General features: G+C 66.2%; 12 protein-coding genes. 10 read left to right on the forward strand and 2 right to left on the reverse strand.

What is annotated here, in order from left to right; translation table 11 throughout:
* Positions 1-33: 33 nt before the first annotated feature.
* Entirely contained in the window at positions 34-798 is a 765-nt protein-coding gene (locus L1787_RS09610; RefSeq protein ID WP_369415079.1) for a HugZ family pyridoxamine 5'-phosphate oxidase, read from the reverse strand.
* Positions 799-940: 142 nt separating this feature from the next.
* Here L1787_RS09610 and L1787_RS09615 point away from each other — a divergent pair, with 142 nt between their 5' ends.
* The 7 genes from L1787_RS09615 to L1787_RS09645 all read left to right on the forward strand — a co-directional run bounded on the left by L1787_RS09615 (position 941) and on the right by L1787_RS09645 (position 8,440).
* The gene (locus tag L1787_RS09615) at positions 941-1,642 is read left to right on the forward strand and encodes a response regulator transcription factor (protein WP_235708586.1); all 702 of its coding nucleotides are present in this window, start codon (positions 941-943) and stop codon (positions 1,640-1,642) included.
* Between the two features lie 9 nt (positions 1,643-1,651).
* Positions 1,652-3,445 carry a stimulus-sensing domain-containing protein gene (locus L1787_RS09620; protein ID WP_255720374.1) on the forward strand — a complete coding sequence of 598 codons (1,794 nt, stop codon included), beginning with the start codon at positions 1,652-1,654 and terminating at the stop codon, positions 3,443-3,445.
* Positions 3,442-3,966 (forward strand): HPr kinase/phosphorylase, encoded by a 525-nt coding sequence (locus L1787_RS09625; RefSeq protein ID WP_235708588.1) that lies wholly within the window; start codon positions 3,442-3,444, stop codon positions 3,964-3,966. The genes L1787_RS09620 and L1787_RS09625 overlap by 4 nt, the downstream gene beginning before the upstream one ends.
* On the forward strand, positions 3,963-4,364 hold the full coding sequence (locus L1787_RS09630) for a PTS sugar transporter subunit IIA (RefSeq protein WP_235708589.1): 402 nt from the start codon (positions 3,963-3,965) through the stop codon (positions 4,362-4,364). Before L1787_RS09625 ends, L1787_RS09630 begins: the two co-directional genes overlap by 4 nt.
* 5 nt (positions 4,365-4,369) lie before the next feature.
* Positions 4,370-4,645 (forward strand): HPr family phosphocarrier protein, encoded by a 276-nt coding sequence (locus L1787_RS09635; RefSeq protein ID WP_235708590.1) that lies wholly within the window; start codon positions 4,370-4,372, stop codon positions 4,643-4,645.
* Positions 4,646-4,731: 86 nt separating this feature from the next.
* Positions 4,732-6,816 (forward strand): putative bifunctional diguanylate cyclase/phosphodiesterase, encoded by a 2,085-nt coding sequence (locus L1787_RS09640; protein ID WP_235708591.1) that lies wholly within the window; start codon positions 4,732-4,734, stop codon positions 6,814-6,816.
* Positions 6,817-6,820: 4 nt separating this feature from the next.
* A complete protein-coding gene (locus tag L1787_RS09645) occupies positions 6,821-8,440 on the forward strand; it encodes an AMP-binding protein (RefSeq protein WP_235708592.1) in 1,620 nt (539 codons plus the stop codon).
* Between the two features lie 51 nt (positions 8,441-8,491).
* Here the strand turns inward: L1787_RS09645 and L1787_RS09650 are convergent, their stop codons facing one another.
* Positions 8,492-9,193 carry a LysM peptidoglycan-binding domain-containing protein gene (locus L1787_RS09650; RefSeq protein ID WP_235708593.1) on the reverse strand — a complete coding sequence of 234 codons (702 nt, stop codon included), beginning with the start codon at positions 9,191-9,193 and terminating at the stop codon, positions 8,492-8,494.
* A gap of 238 nt (positions 9,194-9,431) precedes the next feature.
* On the opposite strand from L1787_RS09650, the gene L1787_RS09655 reads away from it, so the two are divergent.
* Genes L1787_RS09655 through metH form a run of 3 tightly spaced genes read left to right on the forward strand, consistent with a single transcriptional unit; the run spans position 9,432 to position 15,041 of the window.
* On the forward strand, positions 9,432-10,448 hold the full coding sequence (locus L1787_RS09655; RefSeq protein WP_235708594.1) for an ArsR/SmtB family transcription factor: 1,017 nt from the start codon (positions 9,432-9,434) through the stop codon (positions 10,446-10,448).
* Entirely contained in the window at positions 10,445-11,317 is an 873-nt protein-coding gene (gene metF / locus L1787_RS09660) for a methylenetetrahydrofolate reductase [NAD(P)H] (RefSeq protein WP_235708595.1), read from the forward strand. Before L1787_RS09655 ends, metF begins: the two co-directional genes overlap by 4 nt.
* 25 nt (positions 11,318-11,342) lie before the next feature.
* On the forward strand, positions 11,343-15,041 hold the full coding sequence (gene metH / locus L1787_RS09665; RefSeq protein WP_235708596.1) for a methionine synthase: 3,699 nt from the start codon (positions 11,343-11,345) through the stop codon (positions 15,039-15,041).
* Positions 15,042-15,051: the final 10 nt, after the last annotated feature.

Below are 15,051 nucleotides of genomic sequence, written 5' to 3' on the forward strand. Positions count from 1 at the left end.
CATGCCTTGATCTCGCGATTCAGTCGCGCCGGATCAAGACGCGGCTTCCTGCGCACCGTCGCGCTGAAGCGCACGCCCGCGATCGGCGAGCCGCTTCAGCGCCGAGCGAAGCCCCGGCCCGTCGGCGACCACTTCGTCATACTCCACCCGGACGGTCCGAGTCCCGTCCGTCATGTCGATCCCTTGCGGATCGATGCCCACGGCCGTCCAATGCCCGGCGGGCTGGCCGGCGAGCGCCTCGGCCATCACGGCGAGCGCGTCGAGATGGTCCTCGTTCATGTGGGCGCAGCCGCCGGAGTCCATTTTGGACAGCGCCTCGGCCGCCTCCTGCGGCGCCCGCAAGGCCGCGACGGGAAGATCGCGAATCCGGCCGAAGCCGGCGACGAGATGGGCCGCCTCAGGCACGAATCGCATAAGGTGGAAGTCGGAGAAGTCGATATAATTCGCGGCATCCGGATGGCGCCGGAGGAACCGGTCTCGCGCGACAGCGGCATCGTCCACCGGCGCGACACGGCCGCGCAGCGTCAGACGGGCGCGCGTGTTCGTGTCCGCAGTTTCGCCCATTTCGGCGACGAAAAGCAGCGAAGCGCGCGAATCACGCTTTATATTCGCCGTATGAACGGCCAAGTCGGAGACGAGAATGATCGGATCCCCCTCGACGAGCGTCGCAACAGCGACATGTGACACGTTGGGCGCCCCACTCGCGTCCAATGTGCCAAATGCGCTATCGTGTGCGGTACGCATGAGGGAGCGGGCCAAAAGGGCCGCATTTCCCTCGCCGAATTCGTTTTGTTTCACGGCTTAGTTACCTGTCTTTGAGTGTCGGGTCCGCAGTCCGACTTCGGTTTATCGACCCATCTGCCACATTTCCCCCACACTGCTAGCCATTTCCTAGACCAGACGTGAGGCCGAAAGCGGCAAGAAACGGAACAGACGAGCCATGACAACAATCGCGCTGGTCGACGACGACCGCAACATCCTGACCAGTGTGTCGATTGCCTTGGAATCGGAGGGCTTCGAAGTCGACACGTACACCGACGGCGCGTCCGGGCTGGAGGCGCTGACGAACAATCCCCCCGATCTCGCGGTGCTCGACATCAAGATGCCGCGCATGGACGGACTCGAGCTTCTACGCCGCCTTCGGCAAACGTCTGACCTGCCGGTGATTTTCCTCACCTCGAAGGACGACGAGATCGACGAGCTGTTCGGCCTGAAAATGGGCGCGGACGATTTCATCCGGAAACCGTTTTCCCAGCGGCTTCTGGTGGAGCGCATCAAAGCCGTTCTGCGGCGCGCTCAGGCCCGCTCGGCCGGACCCGAGAAGGAAACGAACTCGGCCCGGATCCTCGAGCGCGGCAATCTGTTGATGGACGGGGAACGCCATGCCTGCACCTGGAACGGGTCGCCGGTGGTCCTCACCGTGACCGAGTTCCTGATCCTCCACGCGCTCGCCCAGCGCCCCGGCGTCGTGAAGAGCCGCAACGCGCTGATGGATGCCGCCTACGACGACCACGTCTATGTCGACGATCGCACCATCGACAGCCACATCAAGCGCTTGCGAAAGAAGTTCAAGCAGGTCGACGATGATTTCGATATGATCGAGACACTCTATGGCGTAGGCTATCGCTTCAAGGATGAGTAGATCGAGCCGATGTCCCTTCAAGAGCGGTTCAACGCACCGCTGAAGGAGCTATTTCGACCTCAACGCCGGCGGTACTTCACTTGGTCGTCCGTCGGAGTGTCGAAGCTTGCCTTGAAAATCATGGCGGTGAGCCTGTTCGGGCTCATCGTGCTGCTGTTTTTCACGCTCTACAGCCTCCAGCTTCGGACCACCGTGGCGGACGCGCAGCTCGAGACGCTGCTCGTCCAGGCGGATGCGGTCGGTATGGCCATCAGCGGATCGCGCAACGAAGACGGGCAACCCGTCATCCGCCTCGTCGTGCCGCAAGCGGCCGAGCAGGCCACCGCGCCCGCCCCCGATGGAACCGAGGCCCCGCCGGCGGCGGAGACGGCCATCGACCTCAACAGCGTCGAACGCCTCTTCTCGAAGCTGCTCGAGGGGACGACGACGCGCGCCCAGGTCTTCGGCGTCGGTGGCCGCCTGATCGCCGACAGCCGCTTCGCCCTCCGCACGCGCGAGGACGTCGCCGCGGCGCAGCTTCCCCCGCTGATCACCACCGAGCCGACGCTGATCGAGATCGTATGGCGCTATCTCTCGGGCTTCTTCGTCCGCACGACGGAAATGCCCATCGCCGCGAACAGCGCCCCCGCCTCCTCGATCCCGGCGACCACGCAGCCGGCCGCCGGATCGGTGACGCCGCCCGAGGTCTCCGCTGCGCTCGGCGGGGTCAAGTCGGCGGAGCAACGCGCCGACGATGCCGGCGACATCACCGTTTCCGTCGCCGCCCCGCTGACCGACAGCGCCGGCGATGTGGTCGGCGCCATCCGCGTCGTGAGCGCGCCCGGCCTCATCACCGAGATCGCGCGCGATCGCGAGCTCGCAATTCTCAAGGTCTTTCTCGCCGCCGCCGTGGTCGCCGTCATCGCGTCTTTGGTGATCGCCGCGAGCATCCTGCGCCCCATCGGGCGGCTCGCGCGGACGGCCGAACAGATCAAGAGCGGCGGCGGTTACGTGCCGATGCCGCAGATCCGCGTTTCCAGCGAGATCGGCAACCTCTCCCGCGCGCTGCATGAGATGACCGTCGCGCTCTATTCGCGCATCGACGCGATCGAGGCCTTCGCCGGCGAGGTCGCGCACGAATTGAAGAACCCGCTCACCTCGCTCCGCAGCGCCGTCGAGACCCTGCCGCTCGCCCGCAACGAAGCCTCGCGCGAGAAGCTCCTCGCGATCATCGAACACGACGTGCGGCGGATCGATCGGCTGATCTCCGACATCTCGGACGCCTCCAAGCTCGATGCGGAGCTCAACCGCTACCGTCATGAGCGTTTCGACCTCATCCGACTGCTCGACGCCGTGGTGGCGACGCAGGCCGAGCTCGCCAACGACCGGGAGCAGAAAATCCGGCTCGTCAAACGCCCCTCGCCGCAGGGTTTCCAGGTGGTTGGCAACGACAGCCGGCTCGGCCAGGTTTTCACCAACCTCATCGACAACGCGCGCTCCTTCACCCCGCGCGGGGGGAGCGTGACGGTGACGGCGCAGCGCTTCACCAATTTCATCGAGGTCGTGGTCGACGACGAAGGCCCCGGCATCGACGAATCGGTGCTCGAACGGATCTTCGAGCGCTTTTACACAGACCGTTCCGAGCAGCAGTCCTTCGGCGACAATTCCGGCCTCGGCCTCGCGATCTCGCGCCAGATCATCGAAGCCCATGACGGTGAGATCTTCGCCGAAAACCGCCACCGAACGACGCTCGGCCCGGAACGGGACGTCGCGGGCGCGCGCTTCACCGTCCGCCTCCCCATCGGGCCGACCGGCGTGCGATGACCGCGCCGACGATCCACGCGACGACCGTCGCGCTCGGCGAATCGGGCGTCCTGATCCGCGGTGCGTCGGGGGCGGGCAAGAGCGCCCTCGCCCTCGCCCTTCTCGCCGACTGGCACGCGAAGGGCCGCTTTTCCCGCCTCGTCGCGGACGACCGGACGGCGCTCTCGGCCGCCCATGGCCGCCTCATCGCCCGTGCCCCGTCGGCGATCGCCGGCGCGATGGAGGTGCGGGGGCTCGGGATCTGCGCCGCCGACGCGCTCGCGGCCGTCCGGGTCGATCTCGTCGTCGACCTTCTCCCCGCCGGCGAGGCCCCGCGCTACCCGGACGAGGATGCCCGAAATGTCACCCTCGAGGGCATCGACGTTCCCTTGGTGACGCTTCCGGCGCGCACGACCAAGATTTCGGCGCAAAGTGTCACGTACCTTCTCGCGGGTGATGGGTTGACGGCTCGGTACATCCGCCGTCAACGTCCGCCCGACAACGATCCGCACGAGGGTCGGACAAGAGGGGGCGACAGGTGATTGGGCTCGTACTCGTCACCCACGGACGATTGGCGCAGGAGCTTCGCGCTGCGCTTGAGCACGTGGTCGGGCCGCAGGAGGCCGTAGAACCCATTTCGATCGAACCGGATGACGATATCGAGCAAAGACGCGCCGATATCGTCGCCGCCGTCGCTCGGGTCGACAAAGGACAGGGCGTCGTCATCCTGACGGACATGTTCGGCGGCACGCCATCGAACCTCGCAATCTCGGTGATGCCGCAGGGCAAGGTCGAGGTGATCGCCGGGGTAAACCTGCCGATGCTCGTCAAACTGTCGAGCGCACGGGCCACGATGGACCTTCCGACCGCGGTCGCCGCCGCCAAGGAAGCCGGGATCAAATATATCAGCGTCGCGAGCCACGTGCTCGCCGGCAACTGACATCCGTGACAAGTCGCAAGCTTTCGTTGGAGCTCGTCAACCGACGGGGCCTCCACGCCCGCGCCGCCGCCCGCTTCGTCCGGGAGCTGGAGCGCTTCAACGCCGACGCCACCGTCTCGAAGGACGGGCACGATGTCGATGGCCGGTCGATCATGGGCCTTCTGATGCTCGGCGCGCCGTTCGGCAGCACCATCACCGTCGAATTGAGCGGAGCCGACGCCGAGGAGGCCGCCGAATCGCTGACGGCGCTCGTTGCGTCCGGCTTCGGCGAAAATGATTAGATTATGTCCAAATCGGGCGCATATACTGGCTGACAATCATCGAGTTCCGCCACCCACAAGGCGGGCACAGGCCGGAAGGTTTCGCGTTGGAGGCATGCAGCGACCCGTTCGACGACCTCGCGACGGCGGCATGTAATCTGCTCGCCGACAATATCGGCGTGCGTCATTGCGGGGTCATCGCCCTCGACGGGGAAGAGTTGCGCGCCGCCTCGTCGGAGTTTTCGCGGCTTCCGCCGGAGGAACGGCGCACGATCGTCGCCGCCGTCCTCGCCGGCGTCGCGGAGGCGAATTTCGACGTCGACGAAGCCCATTCGAGCCGGGTGATCGACGTCCCGGTCACGGCGCCGGAGGTGGCGACCGCGGCCGCGATCGTGTTTCCCGAGACCGAAGCCGTGGTGTTCCAGATCCCGCAGAACGGCAAGAGCGTCGCCGCCCGTGCGTTCCGCCGCGCCGCGACCTCGGCGCTGCCGATCTTCGACCGGATCGACGGGCTGAGGACCGAGCGCAGCAAGCTCCTCACCTCACATGAGCTTCTCGCCCATGTCGAAGAGCTCGCCAAAGTCGGCGGCTGGGAGCACGTCCTGTCGACCGGGCGGCTGATCTGGTCGCGCGAGATCTACGCGATCCACGGCCTCGAGCCCGGCAGCGAGCTGTCGCTCGATCGCGTTCTTCAGCTCTACCCCTCGCCGGCGCGCGAGAAGCTGAGCCTCGAGCTCGAACGGGCCGCCGCCGACGGCAGCGGCTTCGACCTCACCACCCCGATCCGCACGCCGGCGGGCGAGCGGCGCATCGTGCGCACCGTCGGCCGCGCCGTGAACGGGACGAAGCTCTACGGCATCACCCAGGACGTGACGGCCCAGCTTTCCGCCGAGCGCCGGCTTTGGTGGGCGGCCAACCACGACCCGGTGACGAGCCTGCCCAACCGCCTCCTCTTCGAGGACCGCATGGCGACCGCCGTCCAACGTGCGCGGCGCGAGAACAAATCCTTCGCCCTCGTCATCCTCGACATTTCCGACTTCGCCCGCCTCACCGAACGCGCCGGCTACACCGTGCCCGACAAGCACATGATGGACGTCGCCGCGCGGATCGCCGCCGTCATGCGTGAGAGCGACACCATCGCCCGCGTCTCGCTCAACGAATTCGCGATCCTCCTCAACGACGTGAAGGACCGGGACGCGCTGGGGCCGCCGATCCGCCGTCTCCGCGAACAGATCGACGAGATGCAGAAAGAGGGCGCGGGCGACGGCATCCACATGTCGGTCGGGATCGCCTTCTATCCTGAGCACGCGAGCGGGCCCGAGGAGCTGACCCGCGCCGCCGAGATGGCGCTGTCCCAAGCCAGACGCCGCCTCGACAATCCGATCGCCGTGTTCGATCGGCAGATCGCCAACGACGCGGTGAAGCGGCGCGAGACGATCCTGCGGCGGGCGCGCGACAGCCTCGCCCGGCGCGAGTTCGTGCCCTATTATCAACCGCAGATCGACATCGAGACGAACGAGATCGTCGGCGTCGAGGCGCTGGTGCGCTGGCAGACGCCGGACATGCTGCTCGACGCGAAGGATTTCGCCTACGCGCTCGACGATCACGAGATCGGCAGCCGCGTCGGTCGGGCCGTGCTCGACGCGGTGATCACCGACATCGCCAAGCTGCGCCAGATCACCGACCGGCCCTTCCGCGTCTCGATCAACGCCTCGCGGACCGAGGTGCTGCGCAACGATTTCCTCGACACGTTCCTGGAGAAGACGCGCAACGGGAACCTGAAGCCGAACGACTTCATCATCGAGATCACCGAGGACGTGATCATCGGCGTCGACGACCAGGCGCTGCACGACAAGATCTCGTTCCTCGTGTCGTCCGGCGTCGAGTTCTCGCTCGACGATTTCGGCACGGGTTACGCCTCGCTGATCCACATCACGAGCTTCCCCGTCAAAGAGATCAAGATCGACAAGCAGTTCATATTCGGGATCGAGACCGACCGACGGAAGCGCGCGATCGTCAAGGGCATCATCCAGATCGCTCGCTCGATGGGCCTGCACGTCATCGCCGAGGGTGTCGAGACGATCGAGCAGCAGGAGGTGCTGCGCGATATCGGCTGCCGCTATGCACAGGGCTATCTCTACTCCTTCCCCGTGCCCTTCTCCCAATTCGCAGACATGCTGGATCATTCTTAGCGCCATGGACGAACGCGGACTTCATCGGCAGGACGCCAACATCGCGGCGATCACGCCCCTGCATTTCCTCGGTCGAACCGCCGAGGTCTTCCCCGACCGGATCGCCGTCATCCATGGCGAGCAGCGCATGAGTTGGGCCGAGCTCGATCGGCGCGCCCGGCGCCTCGCCGCCGGCCTCAAGGCGCACGGCATCGAAAAGGGCGATGTCGTCGCGATCCTCTGCCCCAATACGCCGGCCTTCGTGGAGGCGAATTTCGGCGTGCCGATGGCCGACGCGATCCTTCTGCCACTCAATATCCGCCTCGACGCCGACACCCTCGCCTATTCGCTCACCCACTCCGAGGCGAAGATGGTCCTCGTCGATTGCGAGTTCGCCGGCCTTCTCGGCGAGGCGCTGACGCGCGTCGAGACGCCGCCGACGGTGGTGCGGATCGACGATCCGCTTGCGAAGGCGCCGACCGAAGGGCCGAGCGATCTGTCCTATGAGGCGCTCTTCGCCGACGAACCGCTCGTCTATGAGGGCCCGGCCGACGAGTGGGATTCGTTTTCCCTGTCCTACACCTCCGGCACCACGGGGCGGCCGAAGGGCGTCGTCTACTCGCATCGCGGCGTTGCGACGACGGCGGTCTCCAACATGGTGGATTGGACCGTCCCACGCTTTCCCGTCTATCTCTGGACGGTGCCGATGTTTCATTGCAACGGCTGGTGCTTCCCCTACACCATCGCCCTGATGGCCGGCACCAATGTCTGCCTTCGCCATGTCGATCCCGACTCGATGATCGAGGCGTTCACCCGCCATGGCGTCACCCATCTGGGCGGCGCGCCGATCGTGATGCAGATGGTGATCGAGGGCGCGCGCAAGCACGGCTTCGTCGCCGACCGGCCGATCCGCATGATGACCGCCGCCGCGCCGCCGCCCGCCTCGGTGATCGGCAAGATGGAAGAGATCGGCATCGAGGTGACCCAGGTCTACGGCCTCACCGAGACCTACGGGCCGACCCTCGTCTCCTCCTGGAACCCGGATTGGGACGGGCACGACCTTCCCGAGCGCGCCCGCCTCAAGGCGCGCCAGGGCGTGCGCTACTCGTTGCAGGCCGGCGTGTCGGTGCGCGATCCGGAAACGCTCGAAGAGACACCCGCCGACGGGGAGACGATCGGCGAGATCATGATGCGCGGCAACATGATCATGAAGGGCTATCTGAAGGACGAGGCGGCGACGCAAAAGGCCTTCGCCGGCGGCTATTTCCATTCCGGCGACCTCGCCGTCCTCCATCCCGACCGCTATATCGAGATCAAGGATCGCGCGAAGGACATCATCATTTCGGGCGGGGAGAACATCTCCTCGATCGAGGTCGAGAACGCGCTCTACGCGCATCCGGCCGTCGCGAGCGTCGCCGTGGTGGCAATGCCGCACGAGCGCTGGGGCGAGACGCCGTGCGCCTTCGTCGAGCTCGTCGCCGGCGGCGAGGCGGACGAAGCCGGGCTGATCGCCTTCGTCCGCGAGCGGATCGCGCATTATAAGGCGCCGCGAAAGGTCGTGTTCGAGGTGCTGCCGAAGACCTCGACGGGCAAGATCCAGAAATTCAGTCTGCGCGAGAAGGCCCGCGCCCTCGCCGCGGAATAGCGCGCGCGACCGGGCCCGGATGCATTTCGCCCGAACCCGAACGCCTCATTATTATTGGCCGAGGGGCGGGTCGACCGTGAACATGCGCGCGACATTGATCGTGCGCGTTCCCTGCGTGCAGGCATTCTGCTCGGCAAGGTCGCCCTCGACGCGAACATAGTCGCCGTTGCGGAAACCCTGCGTGTTGCCGATGAGGCCGACCACCTCGCCCGCCGCCGTCGTCACGATCGGGCATTGCGAGCCCGCCGCGAGGCGCCCTTCGACCGAGCTCGGCCCAGTCGCCACCGGGTTGCCATCACCGTCGGTCGCCGCGGCGGGGATGATGAGCGAGGCGCCGGGCCGCAGATCGGCTTCCTGAATGCCGGGATTGGCGGTTTCGAGCACCGTCACCGTCGTCCCGTAAAGGGTGGCGATCGAGGCGAAGCTCTCGCCCGGCTCGACCACATGGCGCGTGCCGGCGAGCGGCGCAGCCTCGCGCGAGCCCTCGAGCGGCTCATCGCCGAAGCCGGCGACCGGGTTCGGAATCACGACCTCCGTACCGGGCGCGACCGAATCGATATTGCTGATTTGCGGGTTCGACATCATCAGCGCGCTCAGCGTAACGTTGCAGCGCGTGCTGACATCGTAGAAAGTTTCACCGCGTTCCAGGATGTGGCTCGCGCCGCACGGCCCCTCCGCCGCGTATGCGCTCGCGCCCGGCACGCTCATGGCGAGCACCAGAACGGCACCGGCAAGGCTCGACGACTTCCACATGGGCTTCCTCCCACTCTTCGTTCGGGGTCCGCGATTGTACAATGGACACCGGCGCTCATCGCGGGTGTTCAAGTAGGGCGGCATGACGAACGAGCGAGGCCGTCTCAAGGCCGGCCCGACAGACCGATCGTCGCAGCAATCGACACGCCCCGCCACCGGCCCGAAAACCGGCTCGGCATTGACAGGATGGCTCGCGCACTCCATAACGTCATAAAGATTTCTTTATATGGAAATGCGCATGTTGGGTGTTGTGGAGCAGCCGGCGACGGTGGGCGGACACGACAAGCTCGTAGCGATCCTGCGTGCGGCAGGGGAATCGACGCGTTTACGCATCCTTGCCCTGTTGTCCGACGCCGACCTCACAGTGAAGGACTTGACCTCGATCCTCGGACAGAGCCAGCCACGGATCTCACGCCATCTGAAGCTTCTCGCCGACGCGGGTCTCGTGACGCGGTCAGCGGAAGGGGCGTGGGCGTTCTATCGCCTCGCGGAGGACGATCACGGCTATCGGCTCGCCGATATCGTGCTCGACCATCTCGATTCGGCCGACCCGACGCACACCCGCGACCGCGAACGCCGCGCCGCGACGCATCGGGCGAACGCCGAGGCTGCCGCCGGCTACTTCGCCGCGAACGCCGAGGTGTGGGACCATATTCGTTCGCTTCACGCACCGGAGGCCGAGGTCGAGGCGCGGATGCGCGCCATGCTGACCGACCGTCCGGTGCGCACGCTCCTCGATGTCGGCACCGGCACGGGCCGCATTCTGGAGCTTCTCGCCGACCAGACCGAGCGGGCGACCGGCATCGACGCGTCGGCCGCCATGCTGTCGGTCGCCCGGGCGAACCTTGCCCGCGCCGGCATCACCAATGCACGCCTGATGCAGGACGACGTCTACGCTTTGTCGCTCCCGCGCGACTCGTTCGACGTCGTGATCTTCCATCAGGTGCTTCACTATCTCGACGATCCGGGTCGGGCGGTCGCCGAAGTGGCGCGGACCTTGCGCCCCGGCGGTCGGCTTCTGGTCGTCGATTTCGCGCCTCATACGTTGGAGGCACTTCGCAGCGAGGCGCAGCATCGCCGTCTCGGCATCGGCCGTGAGGAAATGGCCGAATGGTTGCGCACCGCAAATTTGGAGACCGACGAGGTCTGCGACCTCACAGGCACCGATTCAGAACTGACGGTGACCCTGTGGCTCGCGCACGACCCGCGGATCAACTCAGATGAGACCCGCCACAAGGAGGGCGCATTCGCATGACGACCCCGCTCGTTTCGTTCGAATTCTTTCCGCCGAAGACGGAGGCGATGGAAGAGACGCTGTGGGCGTCGATCGAAAAGCTCGCCCCACTGAACCCGCAATTCGTGTCGGTCACCTATGGTGCCGGCGGCTCGACGCGCGAGCGCACGCACTCCATCGTGCGCCGCATCGTCAACGAGACCAACCTCAAGGCCGCAGCGCACCTCACCTGCGTCGCCGCCTCGAAGGCTGAGGTCGACGAGGTCGTGCGCGAATATTGGGACGCCGGCGTGCGCCACATCGTGGCCCTTCGCGGCGACATGCCGGAAGGTCCGGGGACGCCCTACAAGTCCCACCCGGACGGCTATGCCAACGGCGCCGAGCTGACGGCGGGCATCAAGGCGATCGCGCCCTTCGAGGTGTCGGTCTCCGCCTATCCCGAGTGCCACCCCGACAGCAGCAACTGGGACGCCGATATCGACCAGCTCGCCGCCAAGGTGGACGCCGGCGCCGATCGGGCGATCACCCAGTTCTTCTTCGATAACGAGCTGTTCGACGCCTATCGCGAGCGGGTGGCCAAGCGCGGGATCGACATCCCGCTGGTGCCGGGGATCATCCCCGTCCACTCCTTCAAGCAGGTGAAGCGCTTCGCCGACATGTGCGGCGCGTCCGTTCCCGACAAGCTCGCCGCCCGTTTCGAGGGCCTCGAGACCGACGAGGAGCAGCGCCGTCTCGTCGCCGCCGCCGTCGCGGCCGAGCAGGTCGCCGACCTCGAGAAGCGCGGCGTCGATCGCTTCCATTTCTACACCATGAACCGGGCGGAGCTCGTTTACGCGCTCTGCCGCCTGATCGGCCTCAAGCCGACCACAGAGGTCGCCGCGGCGGCCTGAACCCAGAGACGTTCGGAGTAATTTGATGCCCAAGAGACTCGCCGACGAAGCGCGCCGCCGCATCCTCATCCTGGACGGCGCGATGGGCACCATGATCCAGGCGGAGAAGTTCGACGAGGACGCATTCCTCGGCGCGGGCGGCGGCGCGAATGCGACGACGATCCAGTCCGACCTCCCGCAGGCCGGAAACAACGACGTCCTCGTCCTCACTCAGCCGGACACGATCCAGCGGATTCATCGCGAATATCTGCTGGCCGGTGCCGACATCGTCGCGACCAACACCTTTTCGTCGACCCGCATCGCGCAGGCCGATTACGGCCTCGAAGATCGCGTCTACGACCTCAACGTCGCCGGCGCGCGAGTCGCGAAGGCGGCGGCCGAAGAGGTGTCGAAGGAACAGCCCGACCGCCCGCGCTTCGTCGCCGGCGCGCTCGGCCCGACGAACCGGACCCTGTCGCTCTCGCCCGACGTGAACGACCCGGGCTTCCGCGCGATCAGTTTCGAGGAGCTTGCGAGCGCCTACGCCGAGGCCGCGCGCGGCCTCATCGATGGCGGCGCCGACCTTCTCCTCATCGAGACGATCTTCGACACGCTGAACGCCAAGGCGGCGATCTTCGCGATCGAGGGCCTGTTCGCCGAAGGCGTGCGGCGCGTGCCGATCATGATTTCCGGCACGATCACCGACCGCTCCGGCCGCACGCTCTCCGGCCAGACGCCGACGGCGTTCTGGAACTCGGTGCGCCACGCGAAGCCGTTCTCGATCGGTCTCAACTGCGCCCTCGGCGCGGAGGAGATGCGCGCCCACGTCGCGGAGATCTCCCGCGTCGCGAACACGTTCCTGTGCGCCTATCCGAACGCCGGCCTGCCGAACGAGATGGGCGAATACGACGAATCGCCCGCTTATATGGGCCGCCAGCTCGAGGAGTTCGCCAAGAGCGGCCTCCTCAACATCGTCGGCGGTTGCTGCGGGACGACGCCCGACCACATCGCGGCGATCCGCGAGGCCGTCGACAAATACGAGCCGCGTAAGGTGCCCGAATCGAGCGGCGTCATGCAGCTCTCCGGCCTCGAGCCGTTCGCCCTCACCTCCGACATTCCCTTCGTGAATGTCGGCGAGCGGACGAACGTCACCGGCTCGGCGCGCTTCCGCAAGCTCATCAAGGAGAGCGACTACGCCACCGCGCTCGATGTCGCGCGGGATCAGGTGGAGAACGGCGCGCAGATCATCGACGTCAACATGGACGAGGGGCTGCTCGATTCGAAGGCGGCGATGTCCACCTTCCTGAAGCTCGTCGCCTCCGAGCCCGACATCGCCCGCGTGCCGGTCATGGTCGATTCCTCCAAATGGGAGGTGATCGAAGAGGGGCTGCGCCAGGTCCAGGGCAAGGCGATCGTCAATTCGATCTCGCTGAAGGAAGGCGAGGAGAAGTTCCTCGCCGAGGCCGATCTCGTGCGCCGCTACGGCGCCGCGACCGTCGTCATGGCGTTCGACGAGACGGGCCAGGCGGACACCTACGAGCGCAAGATCGAGATCTGCGAGCGCGCCTATAAGCTCCTGACCGAGAACGGCTTTCCGGCCGAGGACATCATCTTCGACCCCAACGTGTTCGCCGTGGCGACCGGGATCGAGGAGCACAACAATTACGGCAACGACTTCATCAACGCGACGCGTTGGATCCGGGAGAACCTGCCGGGCGCCCACATCTCGGGCGGTGTCTCGAACCTCTCATTCTCGTTCCGCGGGAACGAGCAGGTGCGCGAGGCGATGCACTCCGTGTTCCTCTATCACGCCATCAAGGCGGGGATGGACATGGGCATCGTCAATGCCGGCCAGCTCGCCGTGTACGACGATCTCAATGCCGAACTGCGCGAACTGTGCGAGGACGTCGTCCTCAACCGCCGCGACGACGCGACCGAGCGCCTGCTCGAAGCGGCCGAGCGGTGGAAGGGCGGCCCCGGCGCCAAGCGCCAGCAGGACCTCACCTGGCGCGAAGGCGACGTCAACGAGCGGCTGAAGCACGCTTTGGTGCACGGCATCACCGAATATATCGAAGAGGACACCGAGGAGGCCCGCCAGGCCGCCGAACGTCCGCTCCACGTCATCGAGGGGCCGTTGATGGCCGGCATGAACGTGGTCGGCGACCTCTTCGGCGACGGCAAGATGTTCCTGCCGCAGGTCGTGAAATCGGCCCGCGTGATGAAGCAGGCCGTCGCCTATCTGATGCCGTACATGGAGGCCGAGAAGGAGGACAGCCCGCGTTCCAACGCCGGGAAGATCCTGCTCGCCACAGTGAAGGGCGACGTCCACGATATCGGCAAGAACATCGTCGGCGTCGTGCTCCAGTGTAACAATTTCGAGGTGATCGACCTCGGCGTGATGGTGCCGGCGGCGAGGATCCTCGAGGTGGCGAAGGAGGAGAATGTCGACATCATCGGCCTCTCCGGCCTCATCACCCCCTCGCTCGACGAGATGTGCTCGGTCGCGGCCGAAATGGAGCGCACGGGCTTCAATGTCCCGCTGCTAATCGGCGGCGCCACCACCTCGAAGATCCACACGGCGGTGAAGATCCACCCGAACTACGTGGCGGGTCAGGCGGTCTACGTCACCGACGCCTCGCGTGCGGTGGGCGTGTGCTCGCGCCTTCTCAAAGACCGTGCGGCCTATGTCGAGGAGATCCGGGACGACTATAAGTCGGTCGCCGAGCGCTATCTGCGCGGCCAGGGCGACAAGAAGCGGATCAGCATCGAGCAGGCGCGGGCGAACAAGGTGGCCCTCGACTGGGAGAGCTACACGCCGCCCGTTCCGCCCAAGCTCGGCCTGCAGACGATCGAAGCGCCGCTCCAAACGCTGGTGTCCTTCATCGACTGGACGCCGTTCTTCTCGGCCTGGGAGATCAAGGGCGCCTTCCCGCGCGTCCTCGACGATCCGCGCTATGGCGAGGCCGCCCGTCCGCTCTACAAGGACGCGACGGCGATGTTGGAGCGCGTCGTGCGCGAGAAGTGGTTGACGGCGAAGGGTGTGATCGGCCTCTGGCGCGCCCAGTCGGACGTCGACGACATCGTGCTCTATGACGCGGACGGGGCGGAGATCACGCGCCTCCACACGTTGCGCCAGCAGATGCCCCGCTCCGGCGATCGCAAGAACGCCGCCCTCGCGGACTTCATCGCCCCGATCGGCGGCCCGCAGGACTATATCGGCAGCTTCTGCGTGACCGCCGGCCTCGGCGAAGAAGCGATCTCCTCGCGGTTCGCCAAGGACGGGGACGACTACAACAAGATCCTCTTCCAATCCCTCGCCGACCGGCTCGCCGAGGCGTTCGCGGAATACGCGCACATGCGCATCCGCCGCTCGATCTGGGGCTTCGCCGCGGACGAGACGCTGACGCCGCAAGAGCTGATCGAGGAGACCTATCAGGGCATCCGCCCCGCACCGGGCTACCCGGCGCAGCCCGATCACACGGAAAAGCGGACCCTGTTCGAGATCCTCGAGGCGGAAGAGCGGACGGGCGTGAGCCTCACCGAAAGTTGCGCGATGTGGCCCGCTTCGTCGGTTTCCGGTCTTTACTTCTCGCATCCCGACAGCTTCTATTTCGGGATCGGAAAGATCGAACGGGATCAGGTCGAAGACTACGCACGGCGCAAGGGCTGGGACGTCGCGGAGGCCGAACGTTGGCTCGCGCCGATCCTGAACTATCAGGCCGCGCCGCAGCTCAAGGCCGCCTGACCCCGACACA

It is taken from the genome of Acuticoccus kalidii, assembly GCF_021556395.1.
GTDB lineage: Bacteria > Pseudomonadota > Alphaproteobacteria > Rhizobiales > Amorphaceae > Acuticoccus > Acuticoccus kalidii.